This window comes from Nocardia sp. CA-151230 (assembly GCF_050942175.1).
Lineage (GTDB): Bacteria > Actinomycetota > Actinomycetes > Mycobacteriales > Mycobacteriaceae > Nocardia.
Map to the genome: position 1 here is coordinate 7,778,357 of NZ_CP192061.1, position 25,445 is coordinate 7,803,801.

The 25,445-nt window shown below is 68.4% G+C and carries 27 protein-coding genes; 16 read left to right on the forward strand and 11 right to left on the reverse strand.

Translation table 11 applies throughout. The annotated features are described in order from the left end of the window. Positions 1–47 precede the first annotated feature (47 nt). Both corA and ACQP1O_RS36545 read left to right on the forward strand, forming a co-directional pair. Complete coding sequence (corA, locus tag ACQP1O_RS36540; RefSeq protein WP_433567909.1) at positions 48–1,118, forward strand: magnesium/cobalt transporter CorA; 1,071 nt, start codon at positions 48–50, stop codon at positions 1,116–1,118. Between the two features lie 161 nt (positions 1,119–1,279). After that, positions 1,280–2,827, forward strand: coding sequence for an alpha/beta hydrolase (locus ACQP1O_RS36545; RefSeq protein ID WP_433562896.1), 1,548 nt, complete (start codon positions 1,280–1,282; stop codon positions 2,825–2,827). Here the strand turns inward: ACQP1O_RS36545 and ACQP1O_RS36550 are convergent. Genes ACQP1O_RS36550 through ACQP1O_RS36560 form a run of 3 tightly spaced genes read right to left on the reverse strand, consistent with a single transcriptional unit; the run spans position 2,824 to position 4,882 of the window. Then, positions 2,824–3,399, reverse strand: coding sequence for a suppressor of fused domain protein (locus ACQP1O_RS36550; RefSeq protein WP_433562897.1), 576 nt, complete (start codon positions 3,397–3,399; stop codon positions 2,824–2,826). The genes ACQP1O_RS36545 and ACQP1O_RS36550 overlap by 4 nt on opposite strands. Positions 3,400–3,403: 4 nt before the next feature. Further along, complete coding sequence (locus ACQP1O_RS36555; RefSeq protein ID WP_354833658.1) at positions 3,404–3,895, reverse strand: general stress protein; 492 nt, start codon at positions 3,893–3,895, stop codon at positions 3,404–3,406. A 12-nt stretch (positions 3,896–3,907) separates the two neighbouring features. After that, positions 3,908–4,882 carry an HpcH/HpaI aldolase/citrate lyase family protein gene (locus ACQP1O_RS36560; RefSeq protein ID WP_433562898.1) on the reverse strand — a complete coding sequence of 325 codons (975 nt, stop codon included), beginning with the start codon at positions 4,880–4,882 and terminating at the stop codon, positions 3,908–3,910. Positions 4,883–4,943: 61 nt separating this feature from the next. Here ACQP1O_RS36560 and ACQP1O_RS36565 point away from each other — a divergent pair, with 61 nt between their 5' ends. The 9 genes from ACQP1O_RS36565 (at position 4,944) to ACQP1O_RS36605 (ending at position 13,516) form a co-directional block, all read left to right on the forward strand. Continuing rightward, positions 4,944–6,269 carry a magnesium transporter MgtE N-terminal domain-containing protein gene (locus ACQP1O_RS36565; RefSeq protein ID WP_433562899.1) on the forward strand — a complete coding sequence of 442 codons (1,326 nt, stop codon included), beginning with the start codon at positions 4,944–4,946 and terminating at the stop codon, positions 6,267–6,269. Beyond that, complete coding sequence (locus tag ACQP1O_RS36570; protein ID WP_433562900.1) at positions 6,266–6,853, forward strand: DUF1003 domain-containing protein; 588 nt, start codon at positions 6,266–6,268, stop codon at positions 6,851–6,853. The genes ACQP1O_RS36565 and ACQP1O_RS36570 overlap by 4 nt, the downstream gene beginning before the upstream one ends. Before the next feature lie 132 nt (positions 6,854–6,985). Further along, positions 6,986–8,488: a lytic transglycosylase domain-containing protein gene (locus ACQP1O_RS36575; RefSeq protein WP_433562901.1), complete on the forward strand. Its 1,503-nt coding sequence runs from the start codon at positions 6,986–6,988 to the stop codon at positions 8,486–8,488. Positions 8,489–8,664: 176 nt separating this feature from the next. Further along, complete coding sequence (locus tag ACQP1O_RS36580) at positions 8,665–9,534, forward strand: lytic transglycosylase domain-containing protein (protein ID WP_433562902.1); 870 nt, start codon at positions 8,665–8,667, stop codon at positions 9,532–9,534. A 100-nt stretch (positions 9,535–9,634) separates the two neighbouring features. After that, complete coding sequence (locus tag ACQP1O_RS36585) at positions 9,635–10,771, forward strand: Mrp/NBP35 family ATP-binding protein (protein ID WP_433562903.1); 1,137 nt, start codon at positions 9,635–9,637, stop codon at positions 10,769–10,771. Between the two features lie 158 nt (positions 10,772–10,929). Continuing rightward, entirely contained in the window at positions 10,930–11,319 is a 390-nt protein-coding gene (locus tag ACQP1O_RS36590; RefSeq protein WP_433562904.1) for a DivIVA domain-containing protein, read from the forward strand. Then, positions 11,316–11,888, forward strand: coding sequence for a DNA-3-methyladenine glycosylase I (locus tag ACQP1O_RS36595; protein ID WP_433562905.1), 573 nt, complete (start codon positions 11,316–11,318; stop codon positions 11,886–11,888). Before ACQP1O_RS36590 ends, ACQP1O_RS36595 begins: the two co-directional genes overlap by 4 nt. Positions 11,889–12,053: 165 nt before the next feature. Beyond that, positions 12,054–12,221 (forward strand): DUF3117 domain-containing protein, encoded by a 168-nt coding sequence (locus tag ACQP1O_RS36600; protein ID WP_083869218.1) that lies wholly within the window; start codon positions 12,054–12,056, stop codon positions 12,219–12,221. 107 nt (positions 12,222–12,328) lie between these two features. Beyond that, positions 12,329–13,516 (forward strand): putative RNA methyltransferase, encoded by a 1,188-nt coding sequence (locus tag ACQP1O_RS36605; protein WP_433562906.1) that lies wholly within the window; start codon positions 12,329–12,331, stop codon positions 13,514–13,516. Here the strand turns inward: ACQP1O_RS36605 and ACQP1O_RS36610 are convergent. Continuing rightward, positions 13,488–14,426, reverse strand: coding sequence for a LysR family transcriptional regulator (locus ACQP1O_RS36610; RefSeq protein WP_433562907.1), 939 nt, complete (start codon positions 14,424–14,426; stop codon positions 13,488–13,490). The two genes, ACQP1O_RS36605 and ACQP1O_RS36610, sit on opposite strands and share 29 nt — an antisense overlap. A gap of 69 nt (positions 14,427–14,495) precedes the next feature. Here ACQP1O_RS36610 and ACQP1O_RS36615 point away from each other — a divergent pair, with 69 nt between their 5' ends. Next, complete coding sequence (locus ACQP1O_RS36615) at positions 14,496–15,005, forward strand: GNAT family N-acetyltransferase (protein WP_433562908.1); 510 nt, start codon at positions 14,496–14,498, stop codon at positions 15,003–15,005. A 12-nt stretch (positions 15,006–15,017) separates the two neighbouring features. On the opposite strand, the gene glgA is transcribed toward ACQP1O_RS36615, so the two are convergent. Beyond that, positions 15,018–16,187, reverse strand: coding sequence for a glycogen synthase (gene glgA, locus ACQP1O_RS36620; RefSeq protein ID WP_433567910.1), 1,170 nt, complete (start codon positions 16,185–16,187; stop codon positions 15,018–15,020). Positions 16,188–16,334: 147 nt separating this feature from the next. Between glgA and glgC the strand changes: the two genes are divergently transcribed. Beyond that, on the forward strand, positions 16,335–17,549 hold the full coding sequence (glgC, locus tag ACQP1O_RS36625) for a glucose-1-phosphate adenylyltransferase (RefSeq protein WP_433562909.1): 1,215 nt from the start codon (positions 16,335–16,337) through the stop codon (positions 17,547–17,549). Between the two features lie 128 nt (positions 17,550–17,677). After that, the gene (locus ACQP1O_RS36630) at positions 17,678–18,862 is read left to right on the forward strand and encodes a DUF7373 family lipoprotein (protein ID WP_433562910.1); all 1,185 of its coding nucleotides are present in this window, start codon (positions 17,678–17,680) and stop codon (positions 18,860–18,862) included. An 18-nt stretch (positions 18,863–18,880) separates the two neighbouring features. On the opposite strand, the gene ACQP1O_RS36635 is transcribed toward ACQP1O_RS36630, so the two are convergent. From ACQP1O_RS36635 to ACQP1O_RS36660, 6 genes are all read right to left on the reverse strand, one after another. Continuing rightward, on the reverse strand, positions 18,881–19,387 hold the full coding sequence (locus ACQP1O_RS36635) for a hypothetical protein (protein WP_433562911.1): 507 nt from the start codon (positions 19,385–19,387) through the stop codon (positions 18,881–18,883). Between the two features lie 60 nt (positions 19,388–19,447). Then, positions 19,448–19,666: a hypothetical protein gene (locus ACQP1O_RS36640; protein ID WP_433562912.1), complete on the reverse strand. Its 219-nt coding sequence runs from the start codon at positions 19,664–19,666 to the stop codon at positions 19,448–19,450. Between the two features lie 213 nt (positions 19,667–19,879). Then, positions 19,880–21,541 carry an ABC transporter permease gene (locus ACQP1O_RS36645; protein ID WP_433562913.1) on the reverse strand — a complete coding sequence of 554 codons (1,662 nt, stop codon included), beginning with the start codon at positions 21,539–21,541 and terminating at the stop codon, positions 19,880–19,882. Next, positions 21,538–22,479: an ABC transporter ATP-binding protein gene (locus tag ACQP1O_RS36650; RefSeq protein WP_433562914.1), complete on the reverse strand. Its 942-nt coding sequence runs from the start codon at positions 22,477–22,479 to the stop codon at positions 21,538–21,540. Before ACQP1O_RS36650 ends, ACQP1O_RS36645 begins: the two co-directional genes overlap by 4 nt. Before the next feature lie 33 nt (positions 22,480–22,512). Further along, positions 22,513–23,145 (reverse strand): TetR family transcriptional regulator, encoded by a 633-nt coding sequence (locus tag ACQP1O_RS36655; RefSeq protein WP_433562915.1) that lies wholly within the window; start codon positions 23,143–23,145, stop codon positions 22,513–22,515. 229 nt (positions 23,146–23,374) lie between these two features. Then, positions 23,375–24,022: an O-methyltransferase gene (locus ACQP1O_RS36660; RefSeq protein ID WP_379379867.1), complete on the reverse strand. Its 648-nt coding sequence runs from the start codon at positions 24,020–24,022 to the stop codon at positions 23,375–23,377. A gap of 233 nt (positions 24,023–24,255) precedes the next feature. On the opposite strand from ACQP1O_RS36660, the gene sigE reads away from it, so the two are divergent. After that, positions 24,256–24,948: an RNA polymerase sigma factor SigE gene (sigE, locus tag ACQP1O_RS36665; protein WP_433562916.1), complete on the forward strand. Its 693-nt coding sequence runs from the start codon at positions 24,256–24,258 to the stop codon at positions 24,946–24,948. A gap of 92 nt (positions 24,949–25,040) precedes the next feature. Continuing rightward, complete coding sequence (locus ACQP1O_RS36670) at positions 25,041–25,445, forward strand: hypothetical protein (protein WP_354833623.1); 405 nt, start codon at positions 25,041–25,043, stop codon at positions 25,443–25,445.

Consider the following 25,445-nt stretch of genomic DNA (forward strand, 5'->3'; position numbering starts at 1 on the left):
AATCATCGCCAGGGGGCGGGACGATTAGCATCGTTGATGTGTCCTCGATACCGCCGCTGCCGTCCTTCCACTGGCCCGGGCGGTCCAGCGAGCCGCGAGACCCCGCCAAGATGCCTGTCCATCACGGCCGGATCGTCGACTGCGCGGTGTACGTCGAGGGAGTGCGGCTGTTCGAGCACAGCTCCTACAAGAACGCGCTGGCCGAAGTGCGCGAACGTCGCGAAGGATTCGTCTGGCTCGGGCTGCTGGAACCCGGCAAGGAACTCATGGCCGATATCGCGCAGACCTTCGGCCTGCACGAACTCGCCGTCGAGGACGCGGTCAAGGCGCAGCAGCGGCCCAAACTCGAGCGCTACGACGACATCCTGTTCCTGGTGCTGCGCACGGTGCGCTACGTCGAGCACGAACTCAGCACGGTCAGCGAGATCGTCGACACCGGCGAGATCATGGTGTTCGCGGGACCCGATTTCGTGATTACCGTCCGCCACGGTGAGCACACCGAATTGAGTGGTGTGCGCAAAGATCTCGAAGCCGACCCGCGCCAGCTCGCGCTGGGGCCCGGTGCGGTCCTGCACGCGGTGGCCGACCGCGTGGTCGACTCCTATGTGGAGGTCACGGCGGCGATCGAGGAGGACGTGGACGCCATCGAGGAGGCCGTCTTCACCCCCGCGAACAAGCTCCAGATCGACGCCATCTACCAGCTGAAACGTGAAGTGGTGGAACTGCGCCGGGCCGTCAAGCCGCTCGGGCTGCCGCTGCAGGTGCTCACCCACGACACCACCCTGCCGCTGCCCAAGGAGATCCGCCGCTACCTGCGCGACGTGACCGACCACCACACCGCGGTCACCGAGCAGATCATCGATTTCAACGAATCCCTCAGCGCCCTCATCAATGCGGCGCTGGCCAAGGTGAGCATTCAGCAGAACACCGATATGCGCAAGATCTCCGCCTACGCCGCCATGGCCGCCGTGCCGACCATGATCGCGGGCGTCTACGGCATGAATTTCGAACACATGCCGGAACTCTCGTGGACCTACGGCTACCCCATCGTGATCGTGGTGATGGTCGGCCTGTGCGCCCTGCTGTATGCGAATTTCCATCGCAACAACTGGCTTTGAGCACCGAACGCCACCAGCGGCTTTGCCGACCGCCTCGACGCGCACGCCGCCGGGTTGCTATGAATGCGGCTGTGTTCGTGATGAGGACTTCGCCGGTCCGCAGCCGGATGGCTTGGTGGACAGCAATATTCGGGCTTCTGCTGGCGGTGCCGGTACCCGCCGTGGCGGACCCGGCAACCGACTCCTACGTCGACGCCCTCGCGGATGCCGCACCGGCGCCCACCCTGCAGTGGACCGATTGCGATTCCGGATTCTCCTGTGCGACAGCGCGAGTGCCACTGGACTACGCGCATCCCGAGGCCCGATCGATCGACCTGGCCGTGATCAAACTCCCCGCGGCCGACCCGGCCCGGCGGATCGGCACGCTCTTCGTCAACTTCGGCGGCCCCGGCCGGTCCGGGGTGGAACGGCTGCGGCAACGGGCGCACTGGCCGTGGCTGTTCTCCGACGAGCTGCGCGCCCGCTTCGATCTGGTGTCCTGGGATTCCCGCGGCGTCGCGAACAGCGCACCGGTGCACTGTTTTCCGGATGCGACCGCGCAGCAGCTGTTCTTCGCCACCTATCCCGCGATGCCGGGCACGCCCGGGACGGAGCCGCCGTTCTTCGCGGCCGCGAAGACGCTGGCGGACAACTGCGGGCAGCGCGCCGCCGACCTGCTGCCGCACCTGTCGACCGAGAACACCGCACGGGATCTGGATCTGCTGCGCCGGGCCGTCGGCGACGACAAGCTGACGTACCACGGCATTTCGTACGGCACCTACCTGGGCGCGCTGTACGCCAACATGTTTCCGGGCCGGGTCCGCGCCCTGGCGCTGGACGGCTCGATGGACTTCCGCGGCAATGCTGTCGGTCTCGATGACGCGGCCGCCGACCAGCCCATCGACACCCGTCAGGACGTGGCCACCGGAATCGCGGGCACGTTCGACGCCATGCTCGACGCCTGCGTGGCGGCCGGGCCCGAATGCGCCTTCTCCCAGGGAGATCCGCGGGACAAATGGCAGCGGATCCTGGAACGGGCACGGCGCGAACCGATCTCGTGGGACGGCAAACGCTACGACTACGGCACCGTGGTGGCCGCGGCGGGCCAGCTGTCCAATCCGGCCGGCTGGCCGCAGGTCGCCGCCACCCTGCAACTTCTCTACGATCTGCGCGACACACCGTATCGCCCGACCGATGTGCTCGCCGAGACCGCGGCCCTGGTGCGGCAGGTCGCCGATATCGGCACGGGCAGCGCGCAGGGCCTGGGCGGCACCGGCGCCAACACCTACGACGACAACTACACCGAGGCCTTCCACGGCGTCCAGTGCGCCGACAGCCGGGTGCCGCGCGACGAGCGGCGCTACAGCGCCCTCGCCATCAGCGAGGACCAGCGGGTGCCCGTCTTCGGCCGGCTCGGCGTCCTGGACGCACTGACCTGCGCCTACTGGCCGCAGACCGCCGTACACCCCTACTCCGGACCGTGGAATCGGCCGACCGCCCCGATCCTGGTGATCAACAGTCGCAATGATCCCGCGACACCGCTGGCCGGAGCCGCCGCCGGTGCGGCGGAACTCTCGGACGCGCACCTACTGGTGGTGGAGGGAGCCGGGCACAGCAGCATGTACGTGCACAGCGCCTGCTCGGAGGCCGCGAAGCGCGACTATCTCATCGCGGGAACGCTGCCGGCCGGCGGCGCGACCTGTCCGATCGACGGCAACCCGTTCGATTAGAGCGACGCGGCGGCCCGGGCGGGATCACGCACATCGATTCCCGCCTCGGCCCAGGCGTCACGCAACGCCGTCGCGCCGCGGATTCGCACCCACGCAGCCTCCGTCGCGGTGATCGGCGCGACCGCCAGGAACCGCACGGGCTCAGCGGGTTCCGGCAGCGCCACCTCCGGAATGTCGCTCGCACCCAGCAGCACCGCGGTGAACGGCGCATTGGACCACAACGGTTCTCCCAGATCGAGCAGCGCATCCGCCTGCAGCACAACACCTTCCACCGCCGGCGCCGCCACCAGCACGCCCAGCGTGCGGGTCAGCCCCGAACCCGCGCCCGCACCGCCGCGCAGCGTGAGCACCAGCTCCGCACGCGGCCCGCGCACCGGATCGGCCAGCGCCGCGGCCGGATCCGTCATCGGATGCCGTGAGCCGCCCAGCGTGGCGTAGTGCACGAACTCGCCGTCCGGGATACGCAGGATGTCGATGGGCTCCAAACCCAGGAACGTCACCGACGCCGCGTCCGCGGAGTCCACCTCGAAATGACCGAGCACCGCGGCCCTGACCTGATCCAGTACCTCCATGGATCTAGATGGCCAGCCTGGCGAGCATGTCGCGCGCCTGCTCGGCGGTCTTCGGGTCGCACAGCACGTCGTAGCGACCGGCCACCAACTGCATGGTGGAGGCGAAGTCGCGCTGGCCCCGGGTGGCCGCGTACGGGATGGACGCGGAGATGAGGCCGAAGATGATGCCGCCGACCAGGCCGACCACCAGCGGGCCGATGGCCCCACCGGAGGTGAACATGCTCAGCAGCAGACCCAGGAACAGGCCCAGCCAGGCGCCCGAAACCATGCCGCCACCAATGACCTTGCCCCAGGTCAGCCGGTACAGCACGCGCTCGACCTGCATGAGGTCGACGCCGACGATGGTCACGCCCTCCACCGGGAACTGGTTGTCGGCCAGATAGTCGACCGCCCGCTGCGCCTCGGCATAGGTCGGGTAGGAGCCGACCGGCCAGCCCGATGGTGGCGTCGGCAGGCCGGGACGGCCCCGGCTCGGATTCCCCATGGGATTCGTCATGACTCCATCATGCTATTTCGCGTTGACGGACGCCGATTCGCCGTGCCCGATTCGAGGAGAAGGCGTGGTTCGCGCCATTCCGGCCGCCCTGCCTTTATCAGCGATCACCTGAGCCATTTTCGCGCTGGCCTCGTCGATCATCTCGTCGCCGAGCATCACCGCGCCCCGCGCGCCGCCCTCGACGGAGGTGTGGAACGCATAGGCGTCGAGGATCTCCTCGGCCCGGTCGTAGTCGGCCTGGCGCGGGCTGAAGATCTCGTTGCAGGCGGTGATCTGATCCGGGTGCAGCACCCACTTGCCGTCGAAACCCAGTGCGGCCGTACGGGATGCGTTGCGGCGGAAGCCGTCGATATCGCGGACCGCCAGGTAGGGGCCGTCGATGGCCTGCAGGCCGTGGGCGCGGGCCGCCAGCAGGATCGTCATATAGATGTGGTGGTAGGCGTCACCCGGCTCGTAGCCCTCGGGCTGCTCGCCCACCACCAGGGTGCGCATATTGATCGACGCCATGAAGTCGGCGGGCCCGAACACCAGGGTCTGCACCCGCGGGCTCGCGGTGGCGATGGCGTCGATATTGCGCAGCCCGAGCGCGTTCTCGATCTGCGGCTCGATCCCGATCCGCCCGACCGGCAGCCCGTTGGCCTTCTCCAGCTGGGTCAGCAGCAGGTCCAGGGCCTGCACCTGCCCGGCGTCGGTCACCTTCGGCAGCAGGATGGCGTCCAGCTCCGAGCCCGCGCCCTCCACCACCGTGATGACGTCGGCATAGGTGTGCTCGGTGGTCCAATCGTTGACCCGCACAACGCGGATCTGGGCGCCCCAGCCGCCGGAGTTGAGGGCTGCCACGATGTTCGCCCGCGCGGCCGCCTTCGCCGCCGGCGCGACCGCGTCCTCGAGATCCAGGAACACCTCGTCGGCGGGCAATCCCTTGGCCTTCTCGATCATGCGCGGGTTGCTGCCGGGGACGGCGAGCACCGATCGGCGCGATGTCATGGCTCACTCCTTCACGTGGCGCGACATTTAGGACGCGTTTGACCCACTAGCCTTACCAAACATGGCAGCGACGAAAGTTTTCGCCGCCCGGTTGGCGGGCTTGGTGGTACTGGGACCGGACGGCGAGTCTATCGGCCGCCTCCGCGACATCGTGATCTCGATACGCTACGACCGCCAGCAACCCAGGGTGCTGGGCGTTCTCGTCGAGCTCCCCACCCGCAAGCGCATTTTCGTGCCCATGCTGCGGGTCCAGGCCGTCGAACCGGGGGCGGTCACCCTCACCACCGGCACCATCAGCGTGCGCCGCTTCGAGCAGCGGCCCGGCGAGCTGCTGGCCATCGCGCAGATTCTCGACTCCACGGTCCGCGTCTCCGATCCCGAGCTGCCGCAGCTGGCGAGCGCGGACGTGGTGGTGGTCGATCTGGGCATCGAGCAGGGCCGCACCCGCGACTGGGTGGTGTCCCGGGTCGCCGTGCGCGAACGCCGCCGCCTCGGCGTGGGCTTCGGCCGGCGCGGCGCGGTGCACGTGGTCGACTGGGCACAGGTGCGCGGCCTCACCCAGACCGAGCTGAACCTGCCCGGCCAGGACGTCACCCAGCTGCTCGGGCAGTTCGAGGGCATGCGCCCCGCCGACGTCGCGCACATGCTGCGCGAACTGCCGCTCAAGCGCCGCATCGAGGTGGCGGCCGCCTTCGACGACGAGCGACTCGCCGACGTTGTCCAGGAGCTGCCCGAGAACGACCAGGTGGAACTGCTCGAGCAGCTCGGGGTGGAACGCGCGGCCGACCTGCTCGAGGCCATGGACCCCGACGACGCCGCCGACCTGCTGGGCGAGCTGCCCGAGGGCGAGGCGGAATCGCTGCTGGCACTGATGGATCCGGAGGACTCCGAACCGGTGCGCCGCCTGCTCGAGCACGCGCCCTACACCGCCGGTGGTCTGATGACACCCGACGCGATCGTCATCACCGCGTCCACCACGGTCGCCGAGGCGCTGGCCCGCATCCGAGATCCCGAGCTGACCCCGGCCCTGGCCTCGATGGCCTTCGTGGTGCGTCCGCCCACGGCCACCCCGACCGGTCGCTACCTGGGCTGCGTGCATTTCCAGCAGCTGCTGCGGGAACCGCCCGCGAACCTGGTCGGCGGCATCGTCGACGCCGATCTGGTGCAGCTGCGGCCCGATGCCCCGCTCACCGCCGTGACCCGCTATTTCGCCACCTACAACCTGGTGTGCGGGCCGGTGGTGGATGCGGAGAATCATCTCCTGGGAGCCGTCACCGTCGATGACGTGCTCGACCACCTGCTGCCCGAGGACTGGCGCGAGCAGGACGAAGACCATCACGATGCGCACGGCATGCCCGTGATCGAGGGGACGGGAGGCCGCGCATGAGCGAACGGCTCGAAAAACTCAGCGCCCGCCAGCGTTTGGAGACCCCGGTCCAGAGCCGCTTCCGCGGCCTCGACTGGGATCCCGAGGCGATGGCCCGTTCCAGCGAGAAGGTGGCCCGATTCCTCGGCACCGGCCGCTACCTGGTGATCCAGACCGTCATCGTGGTGGTGTGGATCCTGCTCAATGTGTTCGCGCTGCGACTGCAGTGGGACCCGTATCCGTTCATCCTGTTGAATCTGGCGTTCTCCACCCAGGCCGCCTACGCCGCGCCGCTGATCCTGCTGGCGCAGAACCGCCAGGACAATCGCGACCGGGTCTCGCTCGAGGAGGACCGGTCACGAGCGGCCCAGACGAAAGCCGACACCGAATTCCTGGCGCGTGAGCTCGCCGCGCTGCGACTGGCCGTGGGCGAGGTCGCCACGCGCGACTACGTGCGCCGAGAACTGGACGACATCAAGGAATCCCTGATCAGGCTGGAGAAACTGACAGTCGGCGACGAGGTCGCGAGGGGCAAGAAAGCAAAGAAGAGTACCGATCGGAAGACCGATGAGGTCGCAATTTCGACACAGAAAGATGGCGACTGACCACCGAAGTAGTTCCGATCCAGCTGACTCATGGGTAACCTGGATCACGTTGTTCCGAGCGACCGACCCAGACGCTGCCGCTGTATGAGTGTTACCACGGGGCACCGGCCGCACGACTGAGGGGATTGTGTGGTGGCGAAGAGAATTTCTGCTCCGGTGACAGCGTCGGCACTATTGATTGCAGGCCTGGTCACCGCCGGTTCTACCACCAATACGACCGTCCACACCGTGGCCCCGCAGGCCGCGCCGGATGCATTGCTGGCGGCCGCCTCCGCACACAACGCGAATGTGAACGGTCCCGCCGACACCCCCTCGGATCAGACCGTCGGCCTGGTTCCGGCGGCTCCCGAAGCCCCCCGCAAACTCAGCGCAATGACCCCGCCCGCCGACGGCTCGCCACTCTTCGGCGGCACTGTGCCGCTGCAGGACATCGCGCTGCCCGGCGGCAGTGGCGTGCTGGGCATTCCGGAGATCGTGCTGGCTGCCTACCGCAATGCCGAACTGGCGCTGCAGTCTTCGGACCCGAACTGCCATCTGCCCTGGTACCTGCTGGCCGGCATCGGCCGCATCGAGTCCAACCATGCCAACAACGGCCGCACCGACGCCGCGGGCACCACGGTCTCGCCCATCTACGGCCCGGCCCTGGACGGGACGCTACCCGGCAACGAGATCATCAAGGCCAGCGACGGCAGCTTCGTGCGGGCTATCGGCCCCATGCAGTTCCTGCCGAGCACCTGGTCGGTGTACGCCACCAATGGAAAGGGCAGCGGCACACCGGATCCCAACAATGTCTTCGACGCCGCGCTGGCGGCGGGCAAGTACCTGTGCTCGGGCGGCATGGATCTGGCCGATCCGCAGCAGCAGCTCAGGGCCGTGCTGCGTTACAACAACTCGGTGGCGTACGCGGCCAACGTGCTCAGCTGGGCCAATGCGTACAAGACCGGCGGCGCCCCGCAGCAGGTGAGCATCTCGCCGGATCTGGTGCCCAACAACTACGTTCCGGTCAACGGCCCCGATATCACGGTGGCCTCCACCACGATTCCGGCCACCGAGGCACCCGAGACCACGCAGCAGACCACCACTCCGACGCCGACCCAGGTGATGATCACCATCCCGGGCCTGCCGCCGATCCCGTGCGGCATCTTCTGCCCGGCTCCGGTGGTGCCCGCGAATCCCTGTGAGCAGGTGACGGTTCCGGCGCAGCAGCCGGATCAGAAGGCCGACAAGGTCCCTGGCGACCCGGCCACCGACGACAAGACCAAGCCCGAGGACACCGCCAAGGCCGAGGACGCCGCCAAGGCCGAGGACGCCGCCAAGGCCGAGAACGGCAAGCCGAACGGGCAGCAGTTCGGACCCGACGGCAAGCCGGTGGTCAAGGATCAGCCCGCCGTCACCAGCTGCAACACCCAGACGGGTCAGCAGGGCCAGAAGCCACAGGACCAGCCGCAGCAGGCCGGCCAGCAACCGCAGGACCAGCAAACGGCCACGCCCTCCAAGACGCCCGAACCCGAGGCCGGGGCCCCGGCCGAAACCGCTCCGGACACCACCACGACCACCACCCCGGCCCCGGGCATCACGCTGCCGTTCGGCATCACGATTCCGCTTCCGGCTCCGGCCCCGGCGCCCGTCCCGTAATGATTGTGTGATTCGCGAGTTCCGGCGCGGCGCTCCGGAACTCGCGTCTGACTTGCGTTTCCTTCAAATCCTGAAAGTTGGTCACGAAGGGGTAACAGGAAGGTCTCGGATAAGGTAACGTGGCCTTCGTTGCATCACCCCGGTATCAACCGATGGCAATGGAGGGTCACCACACAGTGGGTCGTCACCGCAAACCCCCGGTCCCGAAAGTTCGCCGTGGATCGGTCATCGCATTGACCGGGCTCGTGCCCGCCGGACTGGCCACAGTTACCGGAGCCGGCGATGGGAACATCGCCGACAAGCTCGCGGCTACCGTCCAGCACCAGCTGTCGAACGACAGCGAGGAACAACTACCCGAACCCGAGGCAGCCGTAATACCGGCCGCCGCACCGGAACCGCTGCTGCACGAGGCCAAACAGGTTGTGCCCGTTGGCCCTCCGGAGGTGAAGTCCGTCGCGCAGCCGGACGGCCGGGTGCCGTCGGCGCGCCCCGCCGGGCCGCTCGGCATGCCGGGCGTCGCGCAGGACGCCTACGAGAACGCGGAACGCATTCTGGCCGTGGAGAATCCGACCTGCAATATGCCGTGGAACCTGCTGGCCGGCATCGGCCGGGTCGAATCCACCCACGGCTACGGCAAAGTCGACGACAACGGCTATCCGCTCGAATCCGTCTACGGCCCGATCCTCGACGGCAGGCTGGCCGGGAACAACGTGGTCGCGACCTCCGACGGCGGCGACCTGGACGGCTTGTCCGGCAGCTACCGCCGCGCCGTGGGCCCCATGCAGTTCCTGCCCGAGACCTGGCGCAAGTACGCGGCCGACGGCAATGGCGACGGTATCGCCGATCCGCAGAACATGTACGACGCCGCGCTCACCGCCGGCAAGTACCTCTGCTCGGGCGGTCTCGACATGCGTGATCCGGGCCAGCAGACCCGGGCCATCCTGCGCTACAACAACTCCATGGCCTACGTCGCGAACGTCATGGCGTGGGAGACCGCGTACGGCTCGGGGATCTCCCCGGCGGCCGCCGCGCTGCCTCGCATCTAGACCAGGCCACCCACGCATCCGACCACGCCCCACACACCCGCCCCGGGTATAAGCGGAGGGCGAAAACAACACGGCCGACGGCGCTCCTAGACTTGGGCGCATGCCAGTGATTATGGAATCGGATGTGCGGGTCGCGCTCGCGAAGGTGATCGACCCGGAGATCCGGAAGCCGATCACCGAGCTGGGCATGGTGAAGAGCGTCGAGGTCGGCGCGGATAGCGGTGTCCACGTTGTGATCTACCTGACGACATCGGCCTGCCCGATGAAATCCGCCATCCAGGAACGGGTCACGAAGGCCGTCGCCGACGTGGCCGGGGTGGGCGCCATCACGGTCGAGCTGGACGTCATGAGCGACGAGCAGCGCACCGAACTGCGCCGCAAGCTGCGCGGTGACGCCGCGGAACCCATCATCCCCTTCGCCCAGCCCGGCTCGCTCACCCGCGTCTACGCGGTCGCCTCCGGCAAGGGCGGTGTCGGAAAGTCCTCGGTCACCGTCAATCTCGCCGCCGCCATGGCCGCCAAGGGCCTCTCGGTGGGCGTGCTCGACGCCGACATCTACGGCCACAGCGTGCCCCGCATGCTCGGCACCGAGCAGCGACCCACCCAGGTCGAGCGCATGATCCTGCCGCCCATCGCGCACGACGTGAAGGTCATCTCGATCTCCATGTTCACCCAGGGCAACACGCCCGTGGTGTGGCGCGGCCCGATGCTGCACCGCGCGCTGCAGCAGTTCCTGGCCGACGTCTTCTGGGGTGACCTCGACATCCTGCTGCTGGACCTGCCGCCCGGCACCGGCGACGTGGCCATCTCGCTGGCCCAGCTCATTCCGAACGCGGAGATCCTGGTCGTGACGACCCCGCAGGTGGCCGCCGCCGAGGTCGCCGAGCGCGCGGGCTCCATCGCCCTGCAGACCCGCCAGCGCATCGCCGGTGTCATCGAGAACATGTCCTGGCTCGATCTGCCCGACGGCACCCGCATGGAGCTCTACGGCGCCGGCGGCGGCCAGACCGTGGCCGACAACCTGACCCGCGCCATCGGCGCGAATGTCCCGCTGCTGGGCCAGATCCCGATCGAGCAACAGCTGCGTGAGGCCGGCGACGAGGGCACCCCCATCGTGCTGCGTGCCCCGGAGAGCCCGTCGGGCAAGGCCCTGCTCGACATCGCCGACAAGCTGTCCGTCCGCCGACGCGGCCTGGCCGGCATGTCCCTCTCCATCGACACCACCCGCCACCTGTAGCAATCACGATCCGGGAGCTCTCGGCGCGGAATTCGCCCGAATCCCGCGCCGAGAGCTCCCCGACTCTGTTCTCCCTTTGGGGGAGTGCGGAATTCGAGGGCGCGTTTCCGCCAGGGGTACGGGCGGACTGCGCTGCGGGCTGGCCCTAAGCTCGGGGCATGCTCACGATGCTGCTGTACGTGCTGATCGTCGGATTGGTCGCCGCGCTGCTGTTCCTGGTGGCCAGTGCGATCTTCGGGCGGTCGGAGGAGCTCGGGCCGCTGCCGGAGGGGACGACCGTCACCGTGCTGCCCGCGGCGGGGATCAGCGGCTGCGATGTGCGGGCGCTGCGCTTCCAGCAGGTGTTCCGGGGGTACAAGGCGGGCGAGGTGGACTGGGCCCTGACCCGGCTCGCCGCTCGCATCGACGAACTCGAGGGCGAACTCGCCCGGGTGACCGGAGCAGAGGCCGCGGCGGAGCCGGCCGCCGAGCCGGGCACGGAGCCCGCAGCCCCCAAGGTGCTCCCGGCCGAACCGGCGGAACACGGCGAAGAGCCGGGCGCGCGGTGACCGCGGACGTGAGCGCCGACGGACTGATCCGGTGCGGATGGGCGGAGGGGTCCCAGCTTTATCGGGATTACCACGATCAGGAGTGGGGACGCCCGCTGCACGGCGATGACGCGCTATTCGAACGAATGTGCCTCGAGGCGTTTCAGTCGGGGTTGGCGTGGATCACGATTTTGCGGAAGCGGCCCGCCTTCCGGACCGCATTCGAGGGCTTCGCGATCGAACGGGTGGCGGGGTTCGGGGATGCCGATGTCGAACGCCTCATGGCGGATCCGAGCATTGTCCGCAATCGGGCCAAAATACTGGCGAGCGTCCACAATGCGCGGGTTGCCCGCGACCTCGGCGAGAGCCTGGACGCCCTGCTCTGGTCCTATGCCCCGGCCCCGCACAAGCGCCCGCGGCGCATCTCCGATGTGCCTGCTGTCACAGCCGAAAGCACCGCTCTCGCAAAAGAACTCAAGCGGCGCGGGTTCAAATTCGTGGGACCGACGACCGCGTATGCACTCATGCAGGCGACGGGGATGGTAGACGATCACATCGCCGATTGCTGGGTGAATGTCGGTACTCGCTGAACGCCACAACGGTCGGTTTTTGGAACTCAGGTACCCGCCCCGATCCGCGATAGGGAAGAATGGGCATGGTGTAGCCCGCCACATGCCGGCGGGCTGCCTGGTTGGTGACAACTGGAGTTCCATGAAAGTGCGCAGCAGACCGCGCAGATCTGGAGGGAGCAGAGGATGGCGGCCATGAAGCCCCGCACCGGGGACGGTCCCCTCGAGGCAACCAAGGAAGGGCGTGGAATCGTCATGCGGGTTCCACTCGAGGGTGGCGGGCGTCTGGTCGTCGAGCTCACGCCGGATGAAGCCGCGGCGCTCGGTGACGAACTCGTCAAAGTCACCAGCTGATCGATCGACTCGCCGGTGCCGGTGAGCCCAACTCCCGGGACTCTCAGGGGCTTCGCCCCCGAACCCCCTCGAGAATCCCGGGGGCTCCCAGGCTTACCGGTACCACGGTGAACAACAGCTCATATCCCCCCATAGTCGGCACTGCCGAGCCCTCCCCCGCGGAACGGCTCCTGGCCTGCGCCGACCTGCTGGCCTGCCCACAGTGCGGCCTGCCCCTCGCGGCTCCCATCGCCGACCCCGGGGCCGGCGACCCGCCTGCCCGGACCTTGCGCTGCCCGCACGGCCACAGCTTCGACCTGGCCAAGCAGGGCTACGTCAGCCTCCTCACCGGTGCGTCCACCAAGATGACCGGCGACACCCCGGCCATGCTCGACGCCCGCACCGCCTTTCAGGCCGCAGGCCATTTCGCCCCCATCGCCGCCGCCCTGGCCGAGACCGTCGCAGCAGCCCTCCCCCACCGCGACACCGCCTCCGACCCCGTAACTGGTTCCGACGCAGCAGTATTCGGAGCGGACTCCCCCACGGCTGCCACCTCACCCACACACCCCGCAGCCCAGCAACACGACGGCACCGCAGACCCTGCGAGCTCCCACAGTCCGGGCAGACCCGTCAAAGTCACGCCGACCCGGCATCGACGCCTCCGCCCCGGAACCCTCGCACCCGGAATGTCCGTCACTTCGGCCTCCGCGGCACGACTCGCCACCACCCTCCTGTCCGCAGGCCGCGGCCCGGCACTGCTCGAGATCGGGGCGGGCACCGGGTATTACCTGGCGGCCGTGTTGGATGCCGTGCCGGGGGCCCGGGGAGTCGCACTGGATGTGTCGAAGGCGGCGGTGCGGCGGGCGGCTCGGGCGCATGCGCGAGGCGGGGCGGTGCTGGCGGATGCCTGGCGGGGGCTGCCGGTGCGGGATGGCGTGATGGGGGCGGTGGTGTCGGTGTTCGCGCCGCGCAATGCGGACGAGGTAGCGCGGGTGCTGGGAGAAGAGGGGCGGTTCGTGGTGGTGACGCCGACCTCGCGGCACCTGGGTGAGCTGATCGAGCCGCTCGGGATGGTGAGTGTGGATGCGGCCAAGGCGGATCGGCTCGCCGAATCGCTCGGGGAGCGGTTCGAGCTGGTGCGACACGATGCGGTCGAGTACACCATGGAGCTCTCGCACGAGGACGTGGCGAACGTGGCGGCCATGGGGCCGTCGGCGTTTCATGCGGTCGAGGGGCGCACGGAACAGATTGCGGCCCTGCCTGATCCGATGCCGGTGACCGCGTCGGTCACGATCTCGGTGTATCGCCCGCGCTGAGCCCGGGCGGTTCCGGAGGTTTCGGGCGGTTCGGGAGCAGATCGAGGAGGTTGCGGACCAGGGGGCGGGTGTCGTCCGCCCGGGTGGCGATGTAAATCGTTGTGGCCGCGTCGGTTTCGGCGAGGGGGATGATGCGAACCGAGTCGGGGGCGGTGAAGGTGGCGCTGTGTGGGGCGATGGTGACGCCGAGACCCGCGGCGACCAGGTAGAGGATGATGGTCCAGTTGGTGGCCTCCTGGACGATGCGGGGGCGGCGGCCGGATTCCAGGAGCGGTGCGAGGTTCTTCTCGTAGGCGAGTCCGCCTGCGGCGCGCGGGAAGAAGACCAGCGGGTTCTCGGCGAGTTCGGCACCGGTGAGAGTGGCACGTCCGGCGTCGGGGTGGTCGGCGGGGAGGATCGCCACGAACGGCTCGGTCATGAGCGGGACGGTGACGGTGCCAGGTTGCTCGTCGGGGTCACGGACGATGGCCATGTCGAGGGTGCCGTTGGCGAGGCGCTCCATCAGATGGCTGGTGAATCCTTCGACCAGGTCGACCCGTACGAGCGGGAAGCGTTCGCGGAATTCGCGGACCCCGCGCAGCGGTTCGAGCGGCAACACCGAGGGGACGAAGCCCAGGTAGAGCGTGCCCTGGCTGCCCTGGCCGATGCGGGTGACCTCGGCCAGGTCGCGTTCGGCATGACCGAGCAGGGCGCCGGCCCGCTCGCGCAGCACTATTCCCGCGGCGGTGAGCGCGACGGTGCGCGAAGTCCGGTCGAAGAGCCGGGTTCCGAGCAGGGTTTCCAGGCGCTGGATCTGCTGGGTGAGGGCGGGCTGGGCGATGTGCAGGCGAGCAGCGGCCCGCCCGAAGTGCAGTTCCTCGGCGACCGCCAGGAAGTAGCGCAGGTGCCGCAGCTCCACACCGGAGTTCATAAGCCGATCATATCGATCGCAGCTATCAAGTATTGGACGTTATGGTTCGACGTCCGACATGCTTTCCTGGTGACTCAGCAGACGGAAGCCCGCGCCCCGGAACTCGATTCGATCGTGGTCGCGCCGATGTCCTCGCCCGACGACGCCCGCGCCTTCAAGGACCTGAACCTGGAGTGGATCGAGACCATCTTCTCGGTCGAGCCCGCCGACCTGGCCACCCTCGACGATCCGCAGGCCATCGTCGATCACGGCGGCGAGGTGCTGATCGCCCGGCTGGACGGCGAGGCCGTCGGCTGCGTCGCCCTGGTCCAGGAGGAGCCGGGCGTGTTCGAACTGTCGAAAATGGCCGTGTCGCCGCGCTTCCGGGGCCGTGGCATCGGCCGGGTGGTGCTGGCCACCGCCATCGAGCGCGTGCGCGATCTGGGCGCGACGGAGTTCTTCCTGGCCAGCAATGCCCGGCTGGCCAGTGCCGTGCACCTGTACGAGGCCGTGGGTTTCGTGCACGTGCCGCCCTCTGAGCTGCCGCCCAGTCCCTATGACCGGGCCGATGTGTTCATGCGGTTTCCCTTGACCGCCTGAACCGGCGCCCGGCTATCCCTTGCGGACCAGGTCGTAGATGTGCGCGGTGCGCGCGGCGATCCGGTTCCAGTCGAAGGCGCCGATCGCCCGGTCGCGGCCGGCCGCACCCATCCCGGCGGCCGTGACCGGGTCCGCCGCAACGGTGTTCACGGCGCGGGCCAGGCCGCGCTCGTAGTCCCGGGGCGCGGTCTCGTCGTAGTGGACCAGCCGCCCGGTCTCCCCGGGCACCACCACCTCCGGAATCCCGCCCACATCCGAGGCCACCACCGCGGTCCCGCAGGCCATGGCCTCCAGATTCACGATGCCCAGCGGCTCGTACACCGACGGGCACACGAAAACCGTTGCGGCCGCGAGCACCTGCCGCACCAGCTCGGTGGGCAGCATCTCCTTGATCCAGAACACGCCGTCACGGTCGGCCCGCAGCGCGTGCACCGACGCCGCCACCTCGGCCTCCATCGCGGGCGTGTCGGCGGCCCCGGCCAGCAGCACCAGCTGAATGTCCGGATCCAGATGCCGGGCCGCGGCCAGCAGATGCGACACGCCCTTCTGCCGGGTGATGCGCCCGACGAACGCCGCGATGGGCCGCCCTCGCGACACGCCGAGTTCGGTGAGCACGTCCCGTGAGCCGGACGCGGGACCGCCCGGATGCCAGACGTCGGCGTCGATGCCGTTGTGCACCACATGGACTTTGGCGGGATCGATGTCGGGGTAGGCGGCGAGCACATCGGCGCGCATGCCCGCGCTCACCGCGATGACGGCGTCGGCATGGGCCATGGCATTGTGTTCCGACCACGAGGACAGCCGGTAGCCCCCGCCGAGTTGCTCGGCCTTCCACGGCCGCCGCGGCTCCAGTGAATGCGCGGTCAGTACGTGCGGAATCCCGTACAGCTCCCCGGCCAGATGCCCCGCGAGCCCGGTGTACCAAGTGTGCGAATGCACCACGTCGGCGGAGCTCGCGGCGTCGGCCATGCGCAGCTGCGCGGACATCATCTGCAACGCGGAATTCGCCGCGTAGAGCATCGGATCCGGTTGGTGCACCACGGCATCCGCACGCGCGACCCCCATGCAGTGCACGGTGACATCGCACAGCCGCCGCAACCGCGGCACAAGTTCGGTGACGTGCACCCCCGCCCCGCCGTACACCTCCGGCGGGTATTCGCGGGTCATCAAGGCCACTCGCAGTCCGCGAGCTCCGTCCGCGCGGTAACTCACCGGTCCAAACTAAACGTTAGCTCGCGGGCTAACCAATCGACGGGGCACGCGAGATCGCGATGAACACGGCACCAGCTGGACATTCCGTGTTCGGGCGCAACCGGTAGTTTCAGGAGTGTGAGGAGCCAGCCGCACGTACTCGGGATCGTGCTCGCCGGTGGCGAGGGCAAGCGACTCTTTCCGCTCACCAAGGACCGCGCCAAGCCCGCGGTTCCCTTCGGCGGCGCGTACCGGCTCATCGACTTCGTGCTGTCGAATCTGGTGAATGCGGGTTACCTGCGCATTTGCGTACTGACGCAGTACAAGTCGCATTCGCTGGACCGGCACATCTCCCAGACCTGGCGGCTGTCGGGCTTCGGCGGGGAATACATCACCCCGGTACCGGCCCAGCAGCGGCTGGGCCCGCGCTGGTACACCGGCAGCGCGGACGCGATCATGCAGTCACTGAACCTGATCTACGACGAGGACCCGGAGTACATCGTGGTCTTCGGCGCGGACCACGTGTACCGGATGGATCCGGAGCAGATGGTGCAGGCGCACATCGACTCCGGTGCGGGCGTGACGGTGGCGGGCATCCGGGTGCCGCGCAGTACGGCGAGTGCCTTCGGCTGCATCGATTCCGACGAATCCGGCCGCATCATCGGCTTTCTGGAGAAGCCGGTGCATCCGCCGGGCACCCCCGACGATCCGAATGTCACCTTCGCCTCCATGGGCAACTACGTGTTCAGCACCAAGGTGCTGGTGGACGCCATTCGCGCCGACGCCGACGACAACGACTCCGACCACGACATGGGCGGCGACATCATTCCGGGCCTGGTGCGCTCGGGCGCGGCCGCGGTCTACGACTTCTCCACCAATGTGGTGCCAGGCGCGACCGAGCGCAGCCGCGGTTACTGGCGCGATGTCGGCACCATCGACGCCTTCTACGAGGCGCACATGGATCTGGTGTCGGTGGATCCGGTCTTCGATCTCTACAACAAGCACTGGCCGATTCGCGGCGCGGCCGAGAATCTGCCGCCCGCCAAGTTCGGCCGCGGCGGCCTGGCCCAGGAATCGATCGTGGGTGCGGGCAGCATTCTGTCGGCGGCGACGGTGCGCAATTCGGTGCTGTTCTCGAATGTGCTGGTGGAGGACGGTGCGACGGTGGAGGGCAGTGTGCTCATGCCGGGCACGCGGATCGGCCGGGGTGCGGTGGTGCGGCACGCCATTCTGGACAAGAACGTGGTGGTGTCGGAGGGCGAGATCATCGGTGTGGATCTGGACCGGGATCGGGAGCGTTTCGCGGTGAGCAATGGCGGCGTGGTGACGGTCGGCAAGGGCATCTGGGTCTGACTACCAGGCGTTTCAATCGGCCCGGCGGCACGGGCGACACGGATAAGAGTGGACATCCGGCCGATGCCGGCCCGAAAATCTGTGCATATGGAGCGCCGCCGCCGACGGGCCGCGCGGGAGGGATCACCATGCGCCGTCCGGCACGTGTCGTCACCGCCATCACCTGCCTCGCCTTGACCGCCCTGCTGTCCGGATGCGGTAGGTCCGGCACTCCGGTTCCCGGAGAGCTGGATGTTCGCACCCTGGACACCGGGTCCTATCCGGTGAACCGCTACACCTACGACCGCAACAACGGCGGCAAGGGCAACACCCTCGAGGGCATCCGCATGACCGCGGCCGTCGCCCCGGCGGCGAAGATCGACTCGCATCTCAATATCGGCCGCGGCGGCGTCGTGCTGTCCACGGTCGACGATGTGGTGAATGTCAGCCACCTGTCCTCCGCGGTCAAGGGCGTGCTGACCAACCGCGGTTTCGTGGCCGGTTTCGCGGCCAGCGGCTCGGACCGCGAGGACATCAACGACAATCCGGATCCGAACGGCACCACCATCACCACCCGCGTGCTGCGCTTCCCGTCCGCCGACAATGCCAAGCTGGCCGCCCGCGAACTCGAGGACGCCGACTTCAATGTCGCGCTGAATGTGAACCAGAAGCTCACCCTGCCCGACTATCCGGACGCCTACGCGCACTGGCGGCCGGGCGTGCCGAACATCGGGTTGACCATGGCGCGCAAGGACTTCGTGATCTCGCTGTTCATCCTGCGCCCCAGCGCCGATCAGAAGGATCTGCTGTCCTGGGCCAAGAAGACCCTCGACGCCCAGGTCCCGACGCTGGACGCCTTCCAGGAGACCCCGAACGACCAGATCTCGCAGCTGCCGGTCGATCCCGATCGCCTGCTGGCCCGCACCCTGGTGACCGACCGCGACCACAAGACCGTCGATCCCGACAATTTCGCGGTGTTCCCGGCCAATTGGCTCATCCTGCCCTCCGACGACATGGCCTACTGGACCAAGCTGGTGTCCGATGGCGGTGCGGACGAAATGTCCAGTGCCGACGGCAATTTCGTCATCCGTCTGCGAGATGGCAAGGCGAGCACGGATTTCGTGACCGGCATGATCAGCAACCTGCAGGAGTCCGCGACCAGCGGGCCGGACAAGGTGCCCGACGTCAAGTGCGTGCACCGCACCTCGGACAAGACGCCGAGCCGCTGCTACGTCAGCTACAAGCAGTACGTGGGCGTGGTGAACGGGACCAATGACTCCGACGCCCAGAAGAAGGCGGCCGCACAGTACGCGCTGCTTGCCAACAGCCTGTAGCGGATCCGGTGCGGCGCTTCAGAATCGGAGGACGTCCGCGTCCAGCAGCCGCCAGGCGGCGGGCCGGGACGCGGGCCGGTGCGCCCGCTCCTCGTGCGGCTGCGGCGTGACATCGGCCGCCGCCTCGGCGCACCGGCAATCCGGCTCCGCTGCCGCGCAGTCCTTGTCGCAGGCGTCCGGGCGCACCGCGGCCGCGCTACGCGAGACCGCGTGCCCGGTGCGAGTGCGCCCGCTGCGCGGCGAACTGTCGTCGCGGAACCAGTAGTCACGAAAGCCGAACGGCTGCAGCAGCGCTCGCAGGAAGGCCGCGCCGTCGTCGGGCAGCACGGTGCGGTTCTCACCGAGAATGTCGACGCCCTGGTGGTACCAGACGCGGGCGACCAGTCCTTCGACCGGGTCCACCGTCCGGAAGGTGGCGCGACCGTCCGCGGCGAGCCGGAATTCGGCGATGCGCCGCCACTGCCCGGCCTCGCGGAAGTACAACCCGACCACGGCCGGGATCCGCTGCCCCATGGGTACCCCCACTCGTCGAACTATTCCCGTGGAGTATCCGCGCCGACAGTCCGGAAACCTCGATACGACCGTTCAGTTCGGATATCCGGGTACCGGAGTACGTGCACCGCAGAACGGTTCACACGTGTTCGTCGTGGTCGGCACGTACCGCGACGCGTGGTCGTCGAAGCGGGCTCCGCTGACCAGTAGCAGTACCAGCAGCGCCACGCAGATGATGCCGCCGAAGAAAACCAGTGCGGGCCAGAGCCATCCGGCCGGCAGGTGTACCCCGAGGGCAAGTCCCTCGAACATATCCCCCACCTCCTTGCGAAAATCGATCCCCTTCTGCTGTACCACCGCGTCACCGCCCGAATCCAGACCTCAGCACTGCCCCTGCACCGCCCACCCCGCCCGATCGCCGTACCCGCACCGGCAACTGGGGATTCGCTGTCGGACGGCCATGGTCGCGGATGCGCGAACGGCCGCCCCGGATGCCCGGGACGGCCGTTCGCGGAGGCTTCGCCCTCAGGCGGAGTGGAGATCTCGGCGGCGGAACGCGATCAGCCCCACCGTGAGCAATGCCACGTCCACCAGGAGCAGAATGACCAGCGGGGTGGCGGTGAACGGTTCTCCGGGCACCTTCGGCGCGTGCTCGAAGGGGTTGAGATCGCGGAACCATTGCGGCGCACCGGCCAGCGAGCCGAGCAGGAAGACGGCGATCGCGGCGGTCAGGAAGCCCCAAGCGACCGTGGTGAAGCGCGGCAGCAGGCCGAACAACACGACGGTGAGCCCCACGAAGGTCCATACCGCGGGCACCTGCACCAGCGCGGCCCCCATCGTCCACCCCACCTTGCCGCCGACATCGCCCGCGGCGCGACCATAGATCAGGCCCGCGAGCAGACCCGAGACCGCCAGCGCCAACACCGGGCCGAGCAGCGCGAAGGTCAGATGCGAAGCCACCCAACGGGTTCGGGCGACCGCGCCGGTGAGTACGGCTTCCGCGTGCGCGGTGCTCTCCTCGGCGTGCAGCCGCAGGGCCGCCGACACCGCGTAGGCGGCCGCGCCCACCGCGACCATGGTGAAGGCATAGTTGATCAGGGACTTCTCCAGCGATTCCGAACCGCCCATGCGGGTGATCAGATCTCGGATGGTCTGACTGCTGCCGAGCTGATCGCCGACGCCGTGGGTGACGCTTCCGATCATCAAGCCGTACAACCCGAGTCCGACCGTCCAGGACAACAGTGTCCCGCGCTGCAGCCGCCACGCCAGTCCCAGCGGACCGGCCAGCGCGGGCCCGGCCACCAGCGCACCGGGCCGTTCGGCGATCAGGCCCGCACCGGTATCGCGGTGTGCCAGTAGGTAATACGCGACGACGGTCAACACGATCGCGGTGAGCGCGTGCAGCCCCAGCACCGCGAAGTGGTCGCCCGCGAACGGCCGCACCTGCAGCGACCAGCCCTGCGGCGCCATCCAGGTGAGCGGGCTGGTCGGCCCGGCCGCGGAGCGCACGTCACCGATGGCCCGCAGCGTGAACGTCACGCCCAGCACCGCGAAGGCGATACCCCTCGCGGTCCGCGCGCTGGCGGACAGCTGCGCGGCAACCGCCGCCACCGAGGCGAACACGATGCCCGACCCGGCCAGCGCCAGCCCGAAGGCCAACGATCCCGACTTCGGCACGGACGTGCTCGCGATGCTGACGTATCCGATCAATCCGGTGAGCAGAGCCCCGCCGTAGGCCACGATCAGCGCGGCGGTCAGTCCGGCGAATCGCCCGACCCGGGTGGAAGCCAGCAGCTCGGTGCGCCCGGTCTCCTCGTCGGCGCGGGTATGCCGGATAACGGTGAGGATGGTGGCCACGGCGATGAGCGTGTAGAACATCCCCGCCTTCCAGATGCCCGCCGCACCCAGGCTGCTGTCGTTGTATATCGGCCCGTACATGGCCAGCTCGGCCGGGTTGGACAGGACGCCGTTGGCGAAATCGTGGAAGTCGGAGGGCTGGTGGTAGAGCTTCTGGATACTCTTGACGTACACGCTGCCCAGCGGCAGCGACAGCAGCAGAATCCACAGCGGCAACACGATCCGGTCGCGCCGCAGATACAGCCGCAGCAGCTTCCCGGTCCCGGTGAAATCCGCCGCGAATACCGGTGTTTCGAAGGTGTGCGGCGCGGCGGCGGTGACGGCGGTCATTTCGACACCTTCTCCGGTTCGCGCTCGTCGGCCGCGGCCCGGTCGTCGAGCGAATAGTGGCGCAGGAACAGTTCTTCCAGCGTCGGCGGCTGGCTGACCAGGCTGCGCACCCCGGCATCGCCGAGCACCCGGATGAGCTCGCCGAGGTGCTCGCTGTCCACCTGGCAGTGCAGGGTGTTGTCCTCGATGGTGATGTCCTCGACGCCGGGAATGCGGCTGAGATCCCCGGGGCTGCCGATCATTTCGGCGGTGATGGAGGTGCGCGACAGATGCCGCATCTGCGCCAGCGTGCCGGTTTCGACGGTCTTGCCCGCCCGGATGATGGTGACTCGTTCACACAGCCTCTCCACCTCGGACAGGATGTGGCTGGACAGCAGCACCGTGGTGCCGCGCGCTACCGCCTCGGCCACGCACTCGTTGAACACCTGCTCCATCAGCGGGTCCAAGCCGGAGGTCGGCTCGTCCAGCAGCAGCAGCCGCGCGTTCGACGAAAAGGCCGACACCAGAGCGACTTTCTGTCGATTGCCCTTGGAATAGGTGCGCGCCTTCTTGCTCGGATCCAGCTCGAACCGCTGGATGAGCTCGGCACGGCGCTGCTGGTCGACACCGCCGCGCATGCGCGCCAGCAGGTCGATGGTCTCGCCGCCCGACAGCGACGGCCACAACGTGACATCGCCTGGCACATACGCCATTTCGCGATGCAGCGACACCGCGTCGGTCCACGGGTCCCGCCCCAGCACCACGGCCTCGCCGGAGGTGCGGGTCAGAATTCCCAGCAGGACGCGGATGGTGGTGGACTTGCCGGCCCCGTTCGGGCCGAGGAAGCCGTGCACCTCACCCTCGGCGACCTCGAGGTCGAGGCCGTCCAGGGCGCGCACCCGCCCGAAATGCTTGTGGAGATCCCGGATTTCGATCACGGGATTGGCAGGGACGTTCATCGAATCTCCTTGTAGGAAAACGACGTTGATGGGTTATTGCGCAGTGGCGGTGAGTGCGTCCAGCGCCGTGGAATCGGTGAGCATGCCGTGGGTGTAGATCTCCAGCGCGGGCAGCATCATGCGGTCGGCGTACTCGCGCAGCGCCTTGCGGAAGTCGATGGGACCCGGCTGTTCGGCCGCATAGAGCTGCAGGAACATCATCATGCCGCCGCCGTTGTTGGTGGCCACGTAACGCGCGGTGGCCCGCACGTCGCGCATCGGCTTGATGGACCCGCCCGCGACGCCCGCGCGCAGGTACTGCTCGGTGTCCTCGACCATGTGCTCGAAGAAGGTCTTCATCAGCGACCCGCCCGCCTGGAAGCTGCGCATCAGGTAGGCCATACCCGGGGCGAACTCCTCGATCTCGGCCAGCTGGCGCATGAGCCCGCCGGGCGAGGGGTTCTCGATGTACTCCATCTTGGCGGCCCGGATCGTCTCCCGGACCCATTCGTCGCACGCCTCCCGCAGCCCTTCCTTGGACCCGAAATGGTGATTGACCAGCCCGGCAGAGACTCCCGCCGCAGCCGCGATGGCCCGCACACCGACCCCGAACCCTTGCTCCCCGAACACGGTGATCGCGGCGTCGCGAATCCGGGCCCGGGTTGTCAGATCGTCGGTTGAACGCATGTTTAATACCTTAAACGTGTGTTCAACCGAACGGCAAGGGCCTTTCGGCTCGAGTCGCGAGGATTTACGAAATCCAGACGCCGGGGCACTTCGTCACCGGAGACTTTCCGCGCAGGGAAAGCTCTCCGGCTAGAGTTGTTGCTACGCGGACTATCGGCGCGCGGAACGCCACAGAGGAATCGAGTTCCGCACCGGGCGTTGAGTTTTCACCCGCGCGAGGCGCGGAATCTCACCCGCGCGCAGCGCAGAGCAGCCCGTCGCCGACCGGGATCAGCACACTCGTCAGGTCCGGATCCTCGGCGATCGCCCGGGTCGCCGCCCGCACGGCCATGGTCTGCGGGTCGCGCTGGGCGGGGTCCGGGACCCGGCCCCCGAGCAGGGCATTGTGCAGCAGGATCGCGCCGCCGTCCCGCAGCAGCCGCACCGCCTGCGCCACATACTGCGGGTGCTCGAGCGGCGCGGCATCGATGAAGACCAGGTCGTAGGCCCCATCGGCGAGCCGCGGCAGCACATCCAGGGCCCGCCCGTTGATGAGCCGGGTGCGCGCCGGCGCGATCTCGGCCGACCGGAACGCCTCGCGGGCCGCGCGCTGATGCTCGGGCTCGGAGTCGATGGTGGTCAGGGTGCCGTCCTCGCGCATACCGTCCAGCAGCCACAGCCCGCTCACCCCGGCCCCGGTGCCGACCTCGACCACGGCCCGCGCCCCGAGCAGCTGGGAATACATGCTGAGCAGCGCGCCGACCGCCGGCGCGACCGGGGCCGCGCCGAGTTCGAGGGCGCGCTCACGCGCACCGACGAGGATGTCGTCCTCGGCGACGGATTCCTCCACGTAGGCGAGGTTGCGCTGCAGGTTCTGTGCCGCGGGAGTCTGGCTCACGAAGTAGAGGCTAATGGCGATACACCGGTAAGGCGTGGCGGTGACCGGCCGGTGTGGCGATTTTTCTCAGGTGTCCCTCAGCCTCTGCATACGGCGGCCACATCACGACCGACCAGAGTATTGCTCACGCCAGGCCAGCGACCGCAGGCTCGGAATCGGGAACAGCTGATCCAGCAGATTGGTTGTCCTCGATATCGGGTCCACGGTCCCGAGTAGGAGGTAACCCCATCCACATGGTCGACGCGGCGCGTGAACACGCCAACACTCTGCACCCGCAGATCAAGCCGCTGGACAGCGACATCACGCTGGACAGCGAGCTCATCCTGTCCCCCGCCGACGACGAGGCCGCCCTGTCCGGGACCGCAGCCTTCGACGCTACCGGCGATCGCTCCGTCATGCCGACCTGGGACGAGCTGGTCCGCGAGCACGCCGATCGCGTGTATCGCCTGGCCTACCGCCTCACCGGTGATCCGCAGGACGCCGAGGATCTGACCCAGGAGACCTTCATCCGGGTCTTCCGGTCCCTGCAGAACTATCAGCCCGGCACCTTCGAGGGCTGGCTGCACCGCATCACCACGAACCTGTTCCTGGACATGGTCCGCCGCCGCAACCGCATCCGTATGGAGGCGCTGCCGGAGGACTACGACCGGGTGCCCTCCGAGGGTCCGGGTCCCGAGCAGGCCTATCACGACGCCAACCTGGATCCGGATCTGCAGTCCGCGCTGGACTCGCTGGCCCCGGAGTTCCGCGCCGCGGTCGTGCTCTGTGACATCGAGGGTCTGTCGTACGAGGAGATCGGCGCGACGCTCGGCGTCAAGCTGGGGACCGTGCGCAGCCGCATTCACCGAGGACGTCAGGCACTGCGCGAACACCTCGAGCATAATGGGATTGAGCGGCGATACGCCGCCGCCGAAAACGTCGGGTGAGCCGCGGGCACTGCGCCCCGGCTTCCTGGGCACCACGCCCGTGGGCAGGTGTCGCCCGAACAGCTCGAGTCGTCCGGAAGGGTGTGCAGCGTATGAGTGGTGAGGACCGACCGCACCGTCGTCCCCCGCGTTTCGCCCCCACCGAGCATCTGGCCAGTGAGGCCATCGCCGCCTACGTGGACGGCGAGTTGCGGATGAACGCGTACCTGCGTGCCGCCCACCATATTTCCGTGTGCCGCGAGTGCGCGGCCGAGGTGGATGCCCAGCAGCAGGCCCGGATCGCGCTGCGGCAGTCCTCGGATCAGATCTCCGCGCCGCTGAGCCTGCACGACACGCTGAGCCGGATTCCGCGGGCGTTGCTGCAGGAGTGCGGCAATCACCAGACACCCGACCCCGCCGACCGCGATCGGGGTCCGCTGGCGCGCGGCATGAGTTCCTTCGGCCTGCGCCAAGATTCGTTCGACAGCAGGCGGTGGACGTCATGGTGGCGCAAGTAG